This window comes from Monashia sp. HAY1-5C (genome assembly GCF_056755255.1).
On sequence record NZ_JBPGXG010000031.1, the window covers coordinates 1 to 17,251 of the forward strand.

Genomic DNA, 17,251 nt, shown 5'->3' on the forward strand with positions numbered 1-17,251 from the left:
CCCCCCCCCCCCCCCCCCCCCCTCTCCCAAACAGAAGACGGCCTACTAGATGTAGCTCCGTCTCGTGGGCTCGGAGATGTGTATAAGAGACAGGTCCACACCCCCGCGACGCCGGGTCCGGCCGTCCACAGGGCGGGCCGGGACGCTGGTTCGGCCCTGTCGGGCGGCCCAGGCTGGTCCCGTCCCGGCACCACCGGCAGCGACCGCCGAGGGAGTCGCAGGACCCCGACGAGACCAACAGCAGGAGCATTCATGGGCACCGAGACGACGACGAAGCGCGGCACCCGCGCCGCGAGCCCCGACCCCGCCGAGAACGCCCGCAACGAGGTACGGCTGCGGGGCCGGGTGGGTGCGGCCGCGGAGGAGCGCGTCCTGCCGAGCGGAGACGTCATCGCCACCTTCCGTGTCATCGTGCCGCGGCCCCCGGCGAGGGCCGTCTCGGCCAGCGTCGACACCCTCGACGTCGTCTGCTGGGCGGCTGTGCCACGGCGCGCCGCCGGACGCCTCGAGGCCGGTGACGTCGTCGAGGTCGAGGGTGCGCTGCGGCGCCGCTTCTTCGGGGTCCCGGGCGGCCGGTCGAGCCGCTACGAGGTCGAGGCGGCACGGGTCCGACGGGTGTCCGGAGGGCGGCGGGCCGGCACCTAGACTCTGCTGCCATGACCGACGCCGTCCAGTCCGCCCCGTCCGGAACCGCGCACAGCCGACGCGGCGTCTTCGAGGTCGGCGAGCGCGTCCAGCTGACCGATCCCAAGGGCCGACTGCACACCATCACCCTCGAACCCGGGCGTGAGTTCCACACGCACCGCGGCTTCCTGCGTCACGACGACCTCATCGGTGCGCCCGACGGCTCGGTCGTCGTCAACACCGAAGGTGTGGAGTACCTCGCCCTGCGACCCCTGCTGTCCGACTGGGTCATGTCGATGCCCCGCGGCGCCGCTGTCGTCTACCCGAAGGACTCCGGACAGATCGTCCAGATGGCCGACATCTTCCCGGGAGCCACGGTCGTCGAGGCCGGGGTCGGCAGCGGCGCCTTGTCGATGTCGTTGCTGCGCGCCATCGGGGAGCAGGGGCGGCTGCTCTCGTTCGAGCGGCGGGCCGACTTCGCCGACATCGCCCGGGGCAACGGCCGCGCGTTCTTCGGCGGCGACCACCCGGCCTGGACCGTGACCGTCGGCGACCTCGTCGAGACCCTTCCAAGCGTCGTGGAGCCGGGCACGGTCGACCGTGTCGTCCTCGACATGCTCGCCCCGTGGGAGTGCCTCGACGCCGTCGGTGACGCCCTCGTGCCCGGTGGTGTCCTCATCTGCTACGTCGCGACGACGACCCAGCTGAGCCGGGTCGCCGAGGGTGTCCGGGCCCACGGTGGGTTCACCGAGCCATCGGCCTGGGAGTCGCTCGTGCGGGGTTGGCACCTCGAGGGCCTCGCGGTCCGTCCGCAGCACCGCATGCACGGCCACACGGGCTTCCTCATCACCACCCGCCGGCTCGCCCCGGGGGTCCTCGCACCCGAGCGCAAGCGACGTCCGGCCAAGGGCGCCTACGGTGAGTCCGGCTCGGGTGACGCCGCGCCCGCCGGGCCCGGCCTCGACCCGTCGGCGGGTTCCGGTTCGCTCGCCTCCACCGACGTCCCGGACGACGCCTGGACCTCGGAGGCGCTCGGTGAACGTGTCAAGAGCGACAAGTCGATCCGGCGCGCGCGGCGGTCAGTGGCTGGAACGTCCGACTAGATCGGCCCGCAGCGGGTTAGGGTCGAGACGTCACACGTGGTGCGAGTGACGGATGAGGAGGCCGAGATGTCGGACGACGTCTTCAACCCAGACCGCGACGACGTGAGTGGTGCGGGCACCCCGGAAGCCGGCCAGCGCGAGCTCGACGCCCTGCGCTCCGAGGTCCGGGCGCTCCGCGACGCGGCGCGCACATCGCCCCAGCGCACGCGTGAGCTCGAGGCGCGTCTCGCCCACGTGCAGACGAGCCTGTCCACGCTGTCGGCGCAGAACGAGCGTCTCGTGCGCACCCTCAAGGAGGCCCGCGAGCAGATCGTCACCCTGAAGAAGGAGGTCGACCGGCTTGCCCAGCCGCCGAGCACGTACGGCGTCGTCGTCGACGAGCCGGCCGACGGAGCCGTCGACATCCTGACCGGTGGGCGCAAGATGCGCGTGGCCGTCAGCCCTTCCGTCGACGCCGCCACGCTCGGTGTCGGTCGGGAGGTCATGCTCAACGAGGCGCTCAACGTCGTGTCGGCGCACGGCTACGAGCGCGTCGGCGAGGTCGTCACGGTCAAGGAGAAGCTCGAGGACGGCCGCGTCGTCGTCGTGACGCACGGTGACGAGGAGCGCGTCTGCCGCCTCGCCGAGCCGCTCACCCACGAACACGTCCGGGTCGGGGACTCCCTGACGCTCGATGGCCGCGCCAACTTCGTCCACGAGGTCGTTCCCAAGCTCGAGGTCGAGGAGCTCGTCCTCGAGGAGGTGCCCGACGTCGGCTACGAGGACATCGGTGGCCTGGGCAGCCAGATCGAGCAGATCCGCGACGCCGTCGAGCTGCCGTTCCTCCACCCCGAGCTGTTCAAGGAGCACGCGCTCAAGCCGCCCAAGGGAGTCCTGCTCTACGGCCCGCCCGGCTGCGGCAAGACCCTCATCGCCAAGGCGGTCGCGGCGTCCCTGGCCCGCCAGGTCGCCACCCGCGCGGCCCAGGCCGGTGAAGCCGACGGGTCGGACAAGAAGAGCTACTTCCTCAACATCAAGGGCCCCGAGCTGCTCAACAAGTACGTCGGCGAGACCGAGCGGCACATCCGGCTCATCTTCCAGCGGGCCCGCGAGAAGGCGTCCGACGGCACGCCCGTCGTCGTCTTCTTCGACGAGATGGACTCGCTGTTCCGCACCCGCGGGTCCGGGGTCAGCAGCGACGTCGAGACGACGATCGTGCCGCAGCTGCTCGCCGAGATCGACGGCGTCGAGCGACTCGAGAACGTCATCGTCATCGGCGCCTCGAACCGCGAGGACATGATCGACCCGGCGATCCTGCGCCCCGGGCGCCTCGACGCGAAGATCAAGATCGAGCGACCCGACGCCGAGAGTGCGCGCGACATCTTCAGCAAGTACCTGACCCCGTCGCTTCCGCTGCACGAGCACGACCTCGCCGTCAACGGCGGCGACCGGGACGCGACCATCGAGGCGATGATCACGGCCGCCGTCGAGCGGATGTACTCGGAGATGGAGGAGAACCGCTTCCTCGAGGTGACCTACCAGGGCGGCGACAAGGAGATCCTCTACTTCAAGGACTTCAACTCCGGCGCGATGATCCAGAACATCGTCGACCGGGCCAAGAAGCTGGCGATCAAGGAGTTCCTGACCACCGGCCAGAAGGGCATCCGCGTCGAGCACGTCCTCACCAGCTGCGTCGACGAGTTCAAGGAGAACGAGGACCTGCCCAACACGACGAACCCCGACGACTGGGCCCGGATCAGCGGCAAGAAGGGCGAGCGCATCGTCTACATCCGGACCCTGCTCAAGGGCAAGGACGGCACCGAGCCCGGCCGGTCGATCTCGACCGCCAACACGGGCCAGTACCTCTGAGCCGCAAGGCTGTTCACTCACGAACGACGACTCACCCGCGAGGGCACGCCAGCCCAACAGGAACACCGCGAGCACGACCGAGGCGACGACGACGAAGCTCGGGGCGGTACCCGCGCCGGTGAGGTGGCGCAGCAGGATGCCGAACAGCACGGTCGCGAACCAGACCGTGACGCCCGGGCCCAGGTCCACGGGCCAGCGGTGGCGAAGGACCCGGACGACGAGCCAGCCCACCCAGCAGCCCACCAGGAACGGCCATGCGGTCGCGAGCGTGCCGATGACCGAGCCGGCCTCGGCGTGGCTCGCCCGACCGATCGCGGCGAAGACGACGACGAGGGCGATGTCGAGCGCGAGGGCGACGACGGGGCGACGCAGGCCCGTCCCGCGCGGCGAGGAACGGGCGGCACCTCGCCCATCGGCGCGGGTCCCGGTCGGCCGGCTCATGCCGGCGCGTCGAAGGGCAGCTTGGCCTGGGGCGGGGCGTGCGTCGGGTCGACTCCCTCGAACAGCGAGCTGATCGAACGGCCGTGGTGGATCCGGCTGATGGCCTCGGCGAAGAGCGCCGAGACGGAGCGGACGGTCAGCTCGGGCCAGCCGTGCGGAGGGGGCACGGTGTCGGTCGTGACGACCTCGGTGACGAAGGGGTGTCCCCGCAGCCGTTCGACGGCCTTGCCCGCGAACAGCCCATGCGTGCAGACGATGGCCGCCTCGGTGGCGCCGGCGTCCTTCAGTCGGTCGAGCAGCTCGAGCATCGACCCGCCCGTGGCGATCTCGTCGTCGAGGATGATGGCGCGCCGTCCGGACACGTCGCCGACGATGGAGTCGATGACGACGCGGTCGTCGGCGACCCGCTGCTTCGAGCCGGCGGCGACGGGCAGGCCGAGCAGCCGCGAGAACTGCGTGGCCACCTTGGCGTTGCCGAGGTCGGGACTCACGACGATCGAGTCGGTGAGGTCGGTTTCGCGGAAGTGGTCGGCCAGGACGCCGATGGCCGTGAGGTGGTCGACCGGCGTGGAGAAGAAGCCGTGGACCTGCGGGGCGTGCAGGGCCATCGTCAGGACGCGGTGGGCGCCGGCCGTCGAGATCATGTCGGCGACGAGACGCCCCCCGAGCGAGATGCGGGGGGCGTCCTTCTTGTCCGAGCGCGCGTACGCGTAGTGCGGCATGACAGCCGTGATCTGGGCGGCGGAAGCGCCCCGGGCCGCGTCGATCATGAGGAGCAGCTCCATGAGGTGCTCCTGGGTCGGCGGCACGAGCGGCTGGACGATGTACACGTCGCGCCGGCGACAGTTGGCCAGCAGCTGGGCCTGCAGGCAGTCGTTGCTGAACCGCTTGAGGTCCACGGGGGAACGGGTCACTCCGAGGTGGCCGCAGATCCGGTCGGCGAGCGCCGGATGAGCCGAGCCGCTGAACACGACGACATCGTTCACTTCGAGTCATCCCTCTCGAGGTCCGCGTGCCACGCAGACTAGCCGACCCGCCGCGCGGTGTCGCGGCGCCGAACTCACGGCTGCGTGGGGCACCATGAGCAGGTGTCCAGCGAACCCGGTCAGCAGCAGACGGCCGCGGAGCCGTCTGCGCCGGAGGAGGAGCGCCACCCCGCGCGCGCCGTCGCGACGTCCGCCGCCTCCACCCAGCCGACGGACCCCACCCGTCCGACAGTCCCAGCCCACTCGGACGCCGGTGACGCCGGTGACGCGGACACCGAGGCACAGCTGATCGACCCCGCGGTCCCGCCCCCCGTGCCGGCCGCCGACGTCGAGGTCGTTGAGCCCCCGATCCCGGTTCGCGTCCGCCGCCCCGCCGACGTCGTGCGCCTCGTCGTCGTCGTGCTGCTGCTCGTCCTCGGACTCGTCCTGGCCGACATCGCGTCCGGTACGCGCGGCGCCGTCGAGCAGGACCTCACCGACGCCACGAGCGGCCTCCCGCGCGTCCTGCTGACGTTGCTGGCCTGGATGAGCGGCATCGGCGTCCTGCTCCTGCCCATCGGGGTGGGCATCGACCTCGTCGTGCGCCGGCGCGGGCTCCAGCTCATCCAGGCGCTCGGGGCCGCCGTCGTCGCGGGAGTGCTCGTCATCGTCCTCGCGGTGCTCGTGCAGACCGGCAACGGCGGCTTCCTCACCGACGTGCTCACCCGCCCGACGACGACCGGACACACCGGGCCGCTCGACATCGTCGTCGTGTCGACCGTGTCGCTGCTCACCGTCGCGGACATCTCCGGGCGCAAGTGGATCTGGCCGGCCGCGGTCACCGTCGTCATCGCGACCCTCGTCACCACCCTGCTGTCGGGGGCCATGACGCTCGCGGCGCTCACCGCCTCCCTGCTCATCGGCTGGCTCGTCGGGCTCGCCTTCCGGCTCGCCTTCGGCGTCACGACGACGCGGGCGCCGGGCCGTGAGGTGGCCGACGTCCTCGTCGCCACCGGGCTGCGACTGCGGCGGCTCGAGCTCGTCGACGCCAACGACGCCGGGGACCGGCGCTACACGGCGACGGCGGACGACGCCGACGCCTCGGGCGCCGACCCGACGGACGCCGGCGCCTCGGGCGCCGACACGTCCACTCGCACCCTCGACGTCCACGTCGTCGACCGCGACACGTTCGGCCTCGCCTCGGGCCGGCGCTTCCTCCGGGTCCTGCGACTGCGCAGCGGGTTCACGCGCGCACCGGCGCTGACGCTGCGCTCGGAGATCGAGCACCGCACGCTCATGGGCCTGGTCCTCGACGACCTCGGCATCCGGGCGCCGCGGCCGGTGTCGGTGGCCGAGGTGGGTGCATTCTCGGCCGTCATCGCCTACGACCAGCCCGAGGGCACGCCGATCACCGAGGTCGGCCCGGCGCTCACCGACACCCAGCTGGCGGCGGTCTTCCGGCTGTCCGAGACGCTGCACCGCCGCCGCGTCGCCCACCGCGCCCTGAGCCCGCAGAACGTCCTCGTCGACGGCGACCGGGTCGCCCTCGCCCGGCTCGGCAGCGGTGACGTCGCCGCCGACGACATCAGCCTGCGCATCGACCTCGCCCAGCTGCTGACGACGGTCGCGCTCGCCGTCGGGGCCGAGCGGACCGTCCGGGCCGCGATCGAGACGCTCGGTGAGGACGCCGTGCTGCGGGCCGTGCCCCTGCTGCAGGCCGTCGCCCTGACGCCGGACACCAGGGAGGCGCTCCGCGAGCGCCGCGGCGTCCTGAAGGACCTCCGCGGCAGGCTCGTCGACCTGCGCCCGTCCATCGAGCACGTCGAGCCGGTCCAGCTGCGGCGTGTGTCCGCGCGGGCCGTCGTCACCGTCATCGGTGGCGTCGTCGCCGCCTACTTCATCCTGACCCAGCTGGCCCAGGTCGACCTCTCGACGGTCTTCCGCCAGGCCGACTGGCGCTGGGTCGTGGGTCTGGTCGTCTTCGCGGCCGCGACGTTCGCCGGCGCCTCGGTCGCGCTGGCAGGGGCCTCGCCGATCCACCTGCGTTTCGTGCGGACGTACATGACCCAGCTCGCCGTGGCGTTCAGCGGCCTCGTGGCGCCGGCGGCGGTGGGCAACATCGCGCTCAACACCCGCTACCTACAGACGTCGGGCCTGACGCCGACCCTCGCGGGGGCCAGCGTCGGTGTCGCCCAGGTGGCCCAGTTCTGCTCGTACTTCGTGCTGCTCGTCATCTCCGGCGTCCTCGCGGGTACCGGGCCCTCGGTCTCGTTCAGCCCGTCGCCGGTGCTCGTCGCGGGGATCCTCGCGGTCGTCATCGCGGTACTCGGACTGCTCGCCGTCCCGCGCATCCGGGCGCTGCTCACCGAACGCGTCATGCCGCACGTGCGCTCGGCCCTGCCGCAGGTGCTCGAGACGTTCCAGCACCCCCAGCGGTTGCTGCAGCTGCTCGGTGGCGCGCTCCTGCTCGACACCTCGTTCGTCGCCGCGCTCGTCTGCGCCACGCGCGCCCTGGGGGAGCAGCCCGCCGTCGCCTCGGTGGCGGTCGTCTACTTCGCCGGCGCCATCATCGGCTCCGCCGTGCCGACGCCCGGTGGCCTGGGCGGCATCGAGGCGGCGATGTCGGCCGGCCTCATCGCCGTCGGCGTCCCGAGCGGCGCGGCGGTCTCGGCCGTCATCCTCTACCGGCTCGCGACCTACTGGCTTCCCATCCCGTTCGGCTGGGGGGCCCTGAACCGACTCCAGAAGGTCGGGGCGATCTAGCCTCGCGTCACGAGCGCTGCGCTGGCGGGCCGCCCGTGCGGTCGCCGGCGCCGAGGCGTCCGCGGCCGCGCTGCCCCGGCCCGTTAGGGTCGGGCCATGACGGTGCGTCGGATCATGGGACTCGAGACCGAGTACGGCATCTCGGTGCCCGGCGACCCGCTCGCCAACCCGATGTTCCTGTCGGGGCAGGTCGTCAGCGTCTACGCCGCCGCGCAGGGCATCCGCTCCAACCAGTCGAGCTGGGACTACGCCTTCGAGGACCCCCTGCGCGACGCGCGCGGCTGGCAGCTGGACCGGCAGACCGCCGATCCGAGCCAGCTCACCGACGTCGAGGACCCGACGCTGGCCAACGTCGTGCTGACCAACGGCGCCCGCTACTACGTCGACCACGCGCACCCCGAGTACAGCTCGCCGGAGGTGACGCGGCCGCGCGACGCGGTGACGTGGGACCGGGCCGGTGACGCCGTGGCGCTGGAGTCGGTCCGGCTGCTCGCGTCGCGCCCGGGTCAGGCGCCGGTCAACCTCTACAAGAACAACGCCGACGGCAAGGGCCAGTCCTACGGCACGCACGAGAACTACCTCATGCCGCGTCGGACGCCGTTCGCCGACATCGTGCGCCACCTCATCCCGTTCTTCGTCACGCGCCAGGTCGTCTGCGGCGCCGGGCGCGTCGGGCTCGGGGTCGACAGCAGGGGAGCGGGCTACCAGATCTCCCAGCGCGCGGACTTCTTCGAGACCGAGGTCGGCCTCGAGACGACGCTCAAGCGCCCGATCATCAACACCCGCGACGAGCCGCACGCCGTCGCCGACCGGTACCGCCGGCTCCACGTCATCATCGGCGACGCCACCCACCTCGACGTCGCGACGCTGCTCAAGATGGGGACCACCTCGCTCGTCCTCGGCATGATCGAGGACGGCCAACTCACGCAGGACTGGTCCGTGCGGCGACCGGTGGCGGCCCTGCAGACCGTGTCGCACGACCCCGGCCTCACCGCCAAGGTCGAGCTCGTCGACGGCCGGACCGTCACCGCCCTCGACGTGCAGTGGATGTACCTCGAGGCCGCCCGGGCCTGGCTCGACGGCCGCGGCGACGACCCCGAGCCCGAGGCCACGGCGGAGGTCATGGCCCTGTGGGAGGACGTCCTGACGCGCCTCGGCAGCGACGTGTGGTCGGCGGCCCCGATGGTCGACTGGGTGGCCAAGCTGCGCCTCCTCGAGGGCTACCGCGCGCGGGACGGCCTCGGATGGGACGACCACCGGCTGGCGGCCATCGACATCCAGTGGGCCGACGTCCGCCCCGAGAAGGGCCTCGTGCACCGCCTGCGCGACCGCGGCAGCACCCGCGAGCTCGTGACGCCCGAGCAGGTGCGCGCCGCCCGGACGACGCCACCGGAGGACACCCGCGCCTGGTTCCGCGGTGAGTGCGTGCGCCGGTTCACCCCCCACGTGTTCTCCGCGAGCTGGGACTCCGTCGTCTTCGACGTGCCCGGTCACGCGAGCCTGCAGCGCGTGCCGATCCTCGACCCGGAGCGCGGCACCCGGGCCCAGGTCGGCAGGCTGCTCGAGGAGAGCGAGGACGTCGCGGCGCTGCTCCGCGGCCTCGCTGCCCCCGAGTAGCCGGGCGAGCAGACCCCTCCGGCATCGCGTTCGGGCCGGTCGAAGCCGGTCGGTGACCGTTCGGTGACCGGGTGGTGACCGGTCGGTGCTCCGAACGGCGGGGCCCACGCGTTAGGGTCGTGGTGAGCGAATGAGCCCCCCGGACTGCCGGGGGCTCACCAACTTCCAGGAGGTCGTCATGTCGGGACAGGAGCACGCCAAGCCACAGCGTCGCGAGGACGAGCCGCCGGAGGCCCCCGAGACCCCGCCAGCAGCCCCGGCGGGCGCCGCGGTCAAGGAGGGTCTCGACGACGACATCGACAACGTCCTCGACGAGATCGACGGCGTCCTCGAGTCGAACGCCGAGGAGTTCGTCCGCGGCTTCGTCCAGAAGGGCGGCCAGTGACGCAACCCGCGCCGGGGCGTCCTCGCCGGCTCGACGACGCCTACCTCGCGGCCGGGTCCTCGTCCTTCACCGAGTTCGTCTCCACGTTCCGTCCCGAGCTGCTCCCGTCCGGTCGCAACCTGCCCGCCGGCACCAGCATCGAGGCTCCGCACGGCACGACGATCGTCGCGCTGCTCTTCGAGGGCGGCGTCGTCATGGCCGGTGACCGTCGCGCGACGATGGGCAACTTCATCGCCAACCGCGACATGGAGAAGGTCTTCGCCGCGGACGAGTTCAGCGTCGTCGGCATCGCCGGTACGGCCGGTGTCGCCGTCGAGCTCGTCCGCCTCTACCAGGTCGAGCTCGAGCACTACGAGAAGATCGAGGGCACGGTCATGTCCCTGGAGGGCAAGGCCAACCGCCTCGCCTCGATGATCCGGGGCAACCTCGGCCTGGCCATGCAAGGCCTGACCGTCGTGCCGGTCTACGCCGGCTACGACCTCGTGGCGGGCGTCGGGCGCATCTTCTCCTACGACGTCACCGGCGGCTGCTACCCCGAGGCCGGGCACCACTCGACCGGCTCCGGCTCGGTGTTCGCCCGCGGCGCCCTGAAGAAGCTGTGGCGACCCGGCATCGACGAGGAGCAGGCGGTCTCCATCGCCATCGAGGCGCTCTACGACGCCGCCGACGACGACTCCGCCACCGGCGGCCCCGACCTCGGCCGGCAGATCTGGCCGTCCGTGTCGGTCGTCGACCACGCCGGCTCGCGATTCGTCGGCCAGGACGTCCTGGAGGGGCACGTGCAGCGCGTCGTCGCCGCCCGCCGCGACAACCCCGGAGGTGCGCGATGAGCATGCCGTTCTACGTGCCGCCCGAGCAGGTCATGAAGGACCGGGCCGACTTCGCGCGCAAGGGGATCGCGCGGGGGCGCTCGGTCGTGGTGCTCGGCTACGACGAGGGCATCGCCTTCGTCGCGGAGAACCCGTCCCGGGCCCTGCACAAGGTGTCGGAGATCTACGACCGCATCGCGTTCGCCGCGGTCGGCCGCTACAACGAGTTCGAGAGCCTGCGCGTGGCCGGCATCCGCTACGCCGACCTGCGCGGCTACTCCTACGACCGGGCCGACGTCACGGCGCGGGCCCTGGCCAACACCTACGCCCAGACGCTGGGTGCCGTCTTCACCCAGGAGTCCAAGCCGTTCGAGATCGAGATCGTCGTGGCCGAGGTCGGCGCCACGAGCGAGGACGACCAGGTCTTCCGGCTCACCTACGACGGCTCCGTCGCCGACGAGCGGGGCTTCGTCGTCATGGGCGGCGCGAGCGATGCGGCCGAGGAGCGCCTCGGCACGCGCTGGCGGCCGGGACTCGACCTCGGCGAGGCGCTGCGCCTTGCCGTCGACGTGCTCGCGCAGGGCGAGAACGGGGACCGACGCACCCTCGACGCCTCGCAGCTCGAGGTGGCCGTCCTCGACCGGGGCCGCCCGCGTCGGTCGTTCCGCCGGATCGTCGGGCCGCTGCTGGTCCGCCTGCTCGAGGAGGTCGGCCCCGAGGTCGGCACCGACCCCGGTGGCGGCTCCGCTGCCGACCCCGGTGGCGACCCCGGTGGCGACTCCGGCAGCCAGCAGGGCGCCTCCGAGCCGACCGACGGCCCGGACGCCTCGGGAACTGGCCTGACGCCGACGCCGGAGGCCTGAGCGCCGCCCTGGCGTCGCGCTCGGGGTCGAAGCGGTCGACCTGCGCGACGCGCCCGACGAGACGGACGGGACGCACGACGGAGGCCGCCCACCGGACCTGGTGGGCGGCCTCCGTCGTGTCCCCGGCTACCCGCGCCGGGCGCGGGGCGTCACCGACGCGTGCGGACGTTCCCGCGCTGGTAGTAGGAGGCCTGGTCCGAGCCGTAGGAGGCCTCGCCCTCGGCGGGTGCCTCGACCTCGGCGGCCTCGGCCCGGGCGTCGCCGGACCCGGTCGCCCCGCCCTCGGCGGGCTCCTCGGACGCGGTGCCCTCTGCGGTCTCGTCAGCCTTGTCGGCCTCGGGGGCCTCGCCGGCCTCCGCGGTCTGGTCCTCGGGAGCCTGCCCCTGTCGTGCCTCGGCGATGGCCTCCTCGGCCGGCGAAGGCGTCGCCTCGACGGGGGGCTGGGCGTTGGCCGGCTTCTCGGGCGCACCGAGGCTGTCCATGAGCGCCCCGCCGCCGAGGGTGGCGAGCATCTGGCGCACGTTCGTCAGCTGGGCCGTGATGCTGTCGCGCTGAGCCGTCGCGGCCGCCAGCTCGCGGTCGGACTCCTCGCGCAGGCGCGACGCGTGGTCGCGGGCCTCCGAGACGATCTGGTCGGCCTGCGCCTGGGCGTTCTCGAGGAGGCGCTGGGCGCGCGTCCGCATCTCCTGGGCGTCGTGCTCGGCGCGCTCGGTCAGCTGGCGCAGGCGAGAGTCGCTCTCGGCGAACGCGGCCTCCTGCTGCTGGCGGCGCTGCTCGAACTCCTTCTCGGCGGCGTCCCGGCGCGCGGCGAGCTTGACCTCGAGCTCGGCGGACGCCTGTGAGGCCTTGAGCCGGTGGTTCTCGTACTCGGCCGCCGCCTCCTGACGCTGCGCGGACGCGACGCTCTGGGCCTCGGCCAGGATCGCCTGGGCCTCGCGGTTGGCCTGGGCGATGATGCGCACCGCCTCCTCGTCGGCCCGGGCGCGGGCCTGCTCGGCGTAGGTCGTCGTCGTCGACTTGAGCTCGTTGGCCGCCCTCGTCGCCCTCTCGCGGATCTCCTCGGCCTCGCTCGCGGCCCGCTCGCGGATGTCGCCGGCCTCCTGGTCGGCGAGTGTCAGGATCTGCGCGATGCGCTCACCGAGGTCGGCGAAGGTCTGCGCCGGGGTGGGGGAGCTGTTCTTCTTCAGGTCCGCCATGACGCGCGACTGCTGGCCGAGCTGCCCCCGCAGGTCGGTCAGCGCGGCGTTGAGCTTCGTCAGCTCGACGCTGCGCTCGGCGGCGTCCTTCTTGGCGGCCTGGAGAGTCCGGTTCTGCTGCTCGATGAACGAGTCGACCTCCTCCGGCTCGTAACCGCGGCGGGCGAACTTGAAGTTGGGTCTGTCGATCATTTCCGTCCAATGCAGGGAGGTGGAGGGGCGTGCCGGGGACAGGCGTCATTGTGTCAGGCGCACCTCGCTTGCTATCACACGGACGGGCGCCTGGTGAGACGGCTCGGAGAGTCGTCTCGCGACCGAGACACTCCTCGCCGCCCCGAGCGCGAGGGGGGCCCCGAGTGCCCCGAGCACCCGGAGCACCTGAAGCGCCTCGAGCGGCTCGGGTCCCGGCCGGCCCTGCGTCTCAGTGCAGCCGGACGCGGGGGTCGAGCACCGCGTAGACGATGTCGACGACGATGTTGGCGACGACCACGGCAGCAGAGGCGAACAGCACGATGCCGATGATGACCGGAAGGTCCTGCTGGTTGATCGCGTCGATCGCGGTCTTGCCCAGGCCGGGCAGCGAGAACACCGTCTCGGTGACGACGACTCCGCCGAGCAGGGCCCCGACGTCGATGCCGAACTGTGTCACCACCGGCGTCAGGGCGGCGCGCAGCGCGTGCCGGACGACGACGCGTCCCTCGCCGATCCCCTTGGAGCGCGCGGTACGCACGTAGTCCTCGCCGAGGACGTCGAGCATCGAGGCACGGGTCAGGCGGGTGTACGTCGCGGCCGACACGAGGGCCAGGGTGAGCCAGGGCAGCACCATGTGGAGGAACCACGGGCCGACCCCCTCGCTGAACGCCGCGTACCCGCCCGGGGGGAAGACGGCGACACCGCTCAGGGTGAGCCGGAAGTAGAAGAAGTAGAGCAGCAACAGCCCGAGCAGGAAGGTGGGCATGGAGTAGAAGAAGAGGCTGAAGGCCGTCAGGGACCGGTCGACGAACGACCGCGGGCGCACCGCCGACACGACCCCGTTCGTCACGCCGAGGACCAGCCAGATGACGGCTCCGCCCACGACCACGGACAGCGTGATGGGCAGGGCCGCGCCGAGGATCTCGGTGACCGGCACCTGGTGGTAGTAGTCGTACCCGAGGTCGCCGTGCAGGGCCTTCCAGATGAAGTCGGTGTACTGCTTCCACACCGGCTGGTCCAGGCCGAGGCGGTGGGAGATGAGGGCGACGGTCTCCGGTGTGGCCTGTCGGCCCGCGAGGGTGCGGGCCACGTCGTTGGGGGCGATGAAGAACAGGGCGAACACGGCCACGGTGATGAGCCACAGGACGAGCACACCGAGCGCGAGCCGGCGCACGAGGAAGCGGGTCATGGTGACCTCCTACTCGGCGGTCTCGACGACGGCGGGGGCCACCACGGCCATCAACCGGTCGGCGCGCGGGTCGAACGCGTCGCGGACGCCGTCGCCGAACAGGTTGAAGGCGAGCGTCGTGATGAGCAGCGCGACACCGGGGAAGACGACGAACCACCAGGCCGTCGTGTAGTAGTTCTGCGACTCGCTGATCATGCCGCCCCAGTCGGCCGTCGGCGGCGCCAGGCCGAGGCCGAGGAAGCTCAGCGTCGCCTCGACGACGATGACGACGGGGATGAGCAGCGACGCGTACACGATGACCGGGGCCAGGACGTTGGGCAGGATGTCGACGAACATGATCCTGCTGTCCGAGGCCCCGAGCGAGCGCGCCGCCTCGACGAACTCGCGCTCGCGCAGCGACAGCACCTGCCCGCGGACGATACGGGCCACGGACGCCCAGCTGAAGAACCCGATGACGAGTACCGTGACGAGCAGGCTCGGTCCGGTGATGGACACGAGGGCGATGGCCACGAGCAGGAACGGGATCGACAGGACCACGTCGATGAGCCGTGCGAGGAGGGTGTCGACGATCCCGCCCAGGAAGCCGGCGGCCAGGCCGATGACGACGCCGATGACGACGGTGAGGGCGGTGGCGACGACGCCGACGAGCAGCGAGATGCGGGCCCCGTAGGCGATCCGGACGAGGATGTCGCGCCCGAGGTCGTCGGTGCCGAGCCAGAAGAGGCTCGACGGGGCCGTCGGCAGGCCGTCCGCCGTCAGGCCCTGCTGGCGGTACTGCTCGTTGACCGGGTGCCCGGTGATCGTCGTCGCGAGCGGTGCGAAGACGGCCATGAGGATGATGAGCACGATGACGACGAGCGAACCCATGGCCACCTGGTCACGGCGCAGCCGTTGCCAGGCGAGCAGCCACGGGCTGCGCCCCTCGATGCTGCGCCGGGTGCCGGCCGGCGCACCGCCGGGTTCCGGGGCCAGCTCGGGCGCGACGCCCTCGCTCGACGTCGGGGTGGGAAGGATGCCGCTCACGGCTGCTCGCCTCCTCGGGTGGTCGGTGCCTGGGGCGCGGCCGGCTCGGCGGGCGCGTCGGAGGCCAGGTCCTCGCCGGCGGCGAGGGGGTGGAAGCACGCGGTGCGGTGGGTCGGCGCGTCGCCCAGGACCGGCTCGAGGGGTGGGACCGAGACCGAGCAGTCGGCCTGGGCTCGCGGGCACCGCGTGTGGAACCGGCACCCGGGCGGCGGCGCCGTCGGCGACGGCAGGTCGCCGACGAGGATCGTCTGGCTGCGGCTGTCCGCGACGTCGGGGTCCGGCACGGGCAGGGCCGACAGCAGGGCCCGCGTGTAGGGGTGCCGCGCGCTCGTGAACAGCTCCTCGGTGGGAGCGATCTCGGCGACCTTGCCGAGGTACATGACGGCGACGCGGTCGCTGACGTGCCGCACGACGGACAGGTCGTGGGAGATGAACAGGTACGTCAGGCCGAAGTCGTCCTGCAGGTCGATGAGCAGGTTGATGATCTGGGCCTGGATCGACACGTCGAGGGCCGACACCGGCTCGTCGCAGATGACGAGGCGCGGTTGGAGCGCCAAGGCTCTCGCCACACCGATGCGCTGGCGCTGCCCGCCGGAGAACTCGGCCGGGAAGCGGTTGTAGTGCTCGGGGTTGAGCCCGACGCGCTCCATGAGCTCCTGAACGCGGCGCTTGACGTCGCGGTCCGAGCCGATTCCGTGGATGACGAACGGGTCGCCGATGATCGAGCCGACGCGTCGCCGCGGGTTGAGCGAGCCGTACGGGTCCTGGAAGATCATCTGCACCTCGCGACGGACCGCGCGGAGGTCGCGCCGGCCGAGGTGTGTGATGTCGCGACCGTCGAAGGTCACCGTGCCGGCGGTCACCTCGTGGAGCCGGGCGATGCAGCGGGCCAGGGTCGACTTGCCGCACCCCGTCTCGCCGACGAGGCCGAGGGTCTCGCCGGCGCGGATGTCGAGGGACACGTCGTCGACGGCGTGGACCCATGCGTCACCGCGGTGCCACAGCCCGCCGGAACGGACGGGGAACGTCTTCGACACGTGCTCGACGGTCAGCAGCGGCGCGTCCGAAGAGCGTCGGGTCGGCTGGGACGCCGGGGCGACCGGGCTCGTGCTCATGCCGGCTCCTCCTCCCGGTCGGGGGACCTGCGGGTCCGGGCGCCGACGATCCCGAGGTCGGCGCCGTCCTTGGGCAGGAAGCAGGCGGACGTGTGCTGGGGGTCGTGCGCGACCGGTTCGAGCAGCGGCAGCTCGCGCCGGCACCGGTCGAAGACGTGTGGACAGCGGGGTGCGAAGGGGCACTGCACCGGGGGGTCGATGAGCGAGGGTGGGGTGCCGGCGATCGGCGTGAGCCGGCTGCGGGTGCCGCCCTGGGCCGGCAGCGAGGCGAGCAGCCCCTGCGTGTACGGGTGGTGGCCGAGGTAGAAGATGGTGCGGCGGGGAGCCCGCTCCATCGCGCGCCCCGCGTACATGACGACGACGTCGTCGGACATCTGGGCGACGACGCCGAGGTCGTGGGTGATGAGGATGATCGCCGTGCCGAACTCCTCCTGGAGCCGGCGCATGACGCCCAGCACCTGCGCCTGGACGGTGACGTCGAGCGCCGTCGTCGGCTCGTCCGCGATGAGCAGGGCCGGGTCGAGGGCCATCGCCATGGCGATCATGACCCGCTGGCGCATGCCGCCGGAGAACTGGTGCGGATAGTCGTCGAGGCGCCCGGCGGCCCCGGGGATGCCGACCAGGGCCAGCAGCTCGGCGGCCCGGGCCCGGGCGGTCGCCGTCGCGGTGTCGGGCCTATGCGCCTTGATCATCTCGACGATCTGCCAACCGACGGTGTAGTACGGGTGCAGGCTCGAGAGCGGGTCCTGGAAGATCATCCCGATCCGGGCCCCGCGGATCCGCTGGAGCGTGCGGGCGGGGGCGCCGAGCAGCTCGACGCCGTCGAACCGCGCCGACCCGGACACGTGCGCGCCGCGGGTCAGGCCCGTGATCGTCTGCGTCGCGACGCTCTTGCCCGACCCGGACTCGCCGACGATCGCGAGGGTCGTGCCCCGCTCGACGTCGAAGGACAGGTTGCGCACCGCCTCGACGACGCCGTCCGGGGTGGCGAAGGAGACCGAGAGGTCACGAACCTCGAGCAGGGCCATCGGATCGCCTTTCCGAGAGGGTCGGTCCCCGGCGTGGCGGTTCACCCCGGGGAGGGTTCCCGTGGGCCGGTCGGGCCCACGGGAACCGAG

At 72.2% G+C, this 17,251-nt stretch carries 14 protein-coding genes and 1 pseudogene; 8 read left to right on the forward strand and 7 right to left on the reverse strand.

All coding sequences use genetic code 11. The features are described from left to right. Positions 1-252 precede the first annotated feature (252 nt). The 3 genes from ACR9ZK_RS06965 (at position 253) to arc (ending at position 3,575) form a co-directional block, all read left to right on the forward strand. Complete coding sequence (locus tag ACR9ZK_RS06965; protein WP_481341166.1) at positions 253-645, forward strand: single-stranded DNA-binding protein; 393 nt, start codon at positions 253-255, stop codon at positions 643-645. 11 nt (positions 646-656) lie between these two features. Next, positions 657-1,727 carry a tRNA (adenine-N1)-methyltransferase gene (locus tag ACR9ZK_RS06970; protein ID WP_481341167.1) on the forward strand — a complete coding sequence of 357 codons (1,071 nt, stop codon included), beginning with the start codon at positions 657-659 and terminating at the stop codon, positions 1,725-1,727. A 66-nt stretch (positions 1,728-1,793) separates the two neighbouring features. Next, positions 1,794-3,575 carry a proteasome ATPase gene (gene arc, locus ACR9ZK_RS06975; RefSeq protein ID WP_481341168.1) on the forward strand — a complete coding sequence of 594 codons (1,782 nt, stop codon included), beginning with the start codon at positions 1,794-1,796 and terminating at the stop codon, positions 3,573-3,575. 51 nt (positions 3,576-3,626) lie between these two features. Here the strand turns inward: arc and ACR9ZK_RS06980 are convergent. After that, a pseudogene (locus tag ACR9ZK_RS06980) lies at positions 3,627-4,016 on the reverse strand (DUF3054 domain-containing protein); the annotation flags it as partial. Further along, entirely contained in the window at positions 4,013-5,002 is a 990-nt protein-coding gene (locus ACR9ZK_RS06985; protein WP_481341169.1) for a ribose-phosphate diphosphokinase, read from the reverse strand. The gene ACR9ZK_RS06985 and the pseudogene ACR9ZK_RS06980, both read right to left, overlap by 4 nt. A 102-nt stretch (positions 5,003-5,104) precedes the next feature. On the opposite strand from ACR9ZK_RS06985, the gene ACR9ZK_RS06990 reads away from it, so the two are divergent. The 5 genes from ACR9ZK_RS06990 to prcA all read left to right on the forward strand — a co-directional run bounded on the left by ACR9ZK_RS06990 (position 5,105) and on the right by prcA (position 11,418). Further along, complete coding sequence (locus ACR9ZK_RS06990; protein WP_481341170.1) at positions 5,105-7,744, forward strand: lysylphosphatidylglycerol synthase domain-containing protein; 2,640 nt, start codon at positions 5,105-5,107, stop codon at positions 7,742-7,744. Positions 7,745-7,840: 96 nt separating this feature from the next. Beyond that, on the forward strand, positions 7,841-9,361 hold the full coding sequence (gene dop, locus ACR9ZK_RS06995; protein ID WP_481341171.1) for a depupylase/deamidase Dop: 1,521 nt from the start codon (positions 7,841-7,843) through the stop codon (positions 9,359-9,361). A gap of 178 nt (positions 9,362-9,539) precedes the next feature. After that, positions 9,540-9,746, forward strand: coding sequence for a ubiquitin-like protein Pup (locus ACR9ZK_RS07000; protein WP_481341195.1), 207 nt, complete (start codon positions 9,540-9,542; stop codon positions 9,744-9,746). Next, on the forward strand, positions 9,743-10,576 hold the full coding sequence (prcB, locus tag ACR9ZK_RS07005) for a proteasome subunit beta (RefSeq protein ID WP_481341172.1): 834 nt from the start codon (positions 9,743-9,745) through the stop codon (positions 10,574-10,576). The genes ACR9ZK_RS07000 and prcB overlap by 4 nt, the downstream gene beginning before the upstream one ends. Continuing rightward, the gene (gene prcA, locus ACR9ZK_RS07010) at positions 10,573-11,418 is read left to right on the forward strand and encodes a proteasome subunit alpha (protein WP_481341173.1); all 846 of its coding nucleotides are present in this window, start codon (positions 10,573-10,575) and stop codon (positions 11,416-11,418) included. Before prcB ends, prcA begins: the two co-directional genes overlap by 4 nt. Positions 11,419-11,567: 149 nt before the next feature. Here prcA and ACR9ZK_RS07015 read toward each other — a convergent pair whose 3' ends face one another. The 5 genes from ACR9ZK_RS07015 to ACR9ZK_RS07035 form a co-directional block, all read right to left on the reverse strand. Then, on the reverse strand, positions 11,568-12,806 hold the full coding sequence (locus tag ACR9ZK_RS07015) for a coiled-coil domain-containing protein (protein WP_481341174.1): 1,239 nt from the start codon (positions 12,804-12,806) through the stop codon (positions 11,568-11,570). A gap of 229 nt (positions 12,807-13,035) precedes the next feature. Next, complete coding sequence (locus ACR9ZK_RS07020) at positions 13,036-13,995, reverse strand: ABC transporter permease (RefSeq protein ID WP_481341175.1); 960 nt, start codon at positions 13,993-13,995, stop codon at positions 13,036-13,038. A 9-nt stretch (positions 13,996-14,004) separates the two neighbouring features. Next, complete coding sequence (locus tag ACR9ZK_RS07025) at positions 14,005-15,018, reverse strand: ABC transporter permease (protein ID WP_481341176.1); 1,014 nt, start codon at positions 15,016-15,018, stop codon at positions 14,005-14,007. Beyond that, positions 15,015-16,133, reverse strand: coding sequence for an ABC transporter ATP-binding protein (locus ACR9ZK_RS07030; protein WP_481341177.1), 1,119 nt, complete (start codon positions 16,131-16,133; stop codon positions 15,015-15,017). Before ACR9ZK_RS07030 ends, ACR9ZK_RS07025 begins: the two co-directional genes overlap by 4 nt. Then, a complete protein-coding gene (locus ACR9ZK_RS07035; protein ID WP_481341178.1) occupies positions 16,130-17,161 on the reverse strand; it encodes an ABC transporter ATP-binding protein in 1,032 nt (343 codons plus the stop codon). Before ACR9ZK_RS07035 ends, ACR9ZK_RS07030 begins: the two co-directional genes overlap by 4 nt. Positions 17,162-17,251 lie beyond the last annotated feature (90 nt).

What these genes read in the sequence shown, in the direction of transcription:
- ACR9ZK_RS06965 (WP_481341166.1), top strand. Translation starts at nt 253, where the DNA reads ATGGGCACCGAGACGACGACGAAGCGCGGCACCCGCGCCGCGAGCCCC.
- ACR9ZK_RS06970 (WP_481341167.1), top strand. Translation starts at nt 657, where the DNA reads ATGACCGACGCCGTCCAGTCCGCCCCGTCCGGAACCGCGCACAGCCGA.
- arc (WP_481341168.1), top strand. Translation starts at nt 1,794, where the DNA reads ATGTCGGACGACGTCTTCAACCCAGACCGCGACGACGTGAGTGGTGCG.
- dop (WP_481341171.1), top strand. Translation starts at nt 7,841, where the DNA reads ATGACGGTGCGTCGGATCATGGGACTCGAGACCGAGTACGGCATCTCG.
- ACR9ZK_RS07000 (WP_481341195.1), top strand. Translation starts at nt 9,540, where the DNA reads ATGTCGGGACAGGAGCACGCCAAGCCACAGCGTCGCGAGGACGAGCCG.
- prcA (WP_481341173.1), top strand. Translation starts at nt 10,573, where the DNA reads ATGAGCATGCCGTTCTACGTGCCGCCCGAGCAGGTCATGAAGGACCGG.
- ACR9ZK_RS07015 (WP_481341174.1), bottom strand. Translation starts at nt 12,806, where the DNA reads ATGATCGACAGACCCAACTTCAAGTTCGCCCGCCGCGGTTACGAGCCG.
- ACR9ZK_RS07020 (WP_481341175.1), bottom strand. Translation starts at nt 13,995, where the DNA reads ATGACCCGCTTCCTCGTGCGCCGGCTCGCGCTCGGTGTGCTCGTCCTG.
- ACR9ZK_RS07030 (WP_481341177.1), bottom strand. Translation starts at nt 16,133, where the DNA reads ATGAGCACGAGCCCGGTCGCCCCGGCGTCCCAGCCGACCCGACGCTCT.
- ACR9ZK_RS07035 (WP_481341178.1), bottom strand. Translation starts at nt 17,161, where the DNA reads ATGGCCCTGCTCGAGGTTCGTGACCTCTCGGTCTCCTTCGCCACCCCG.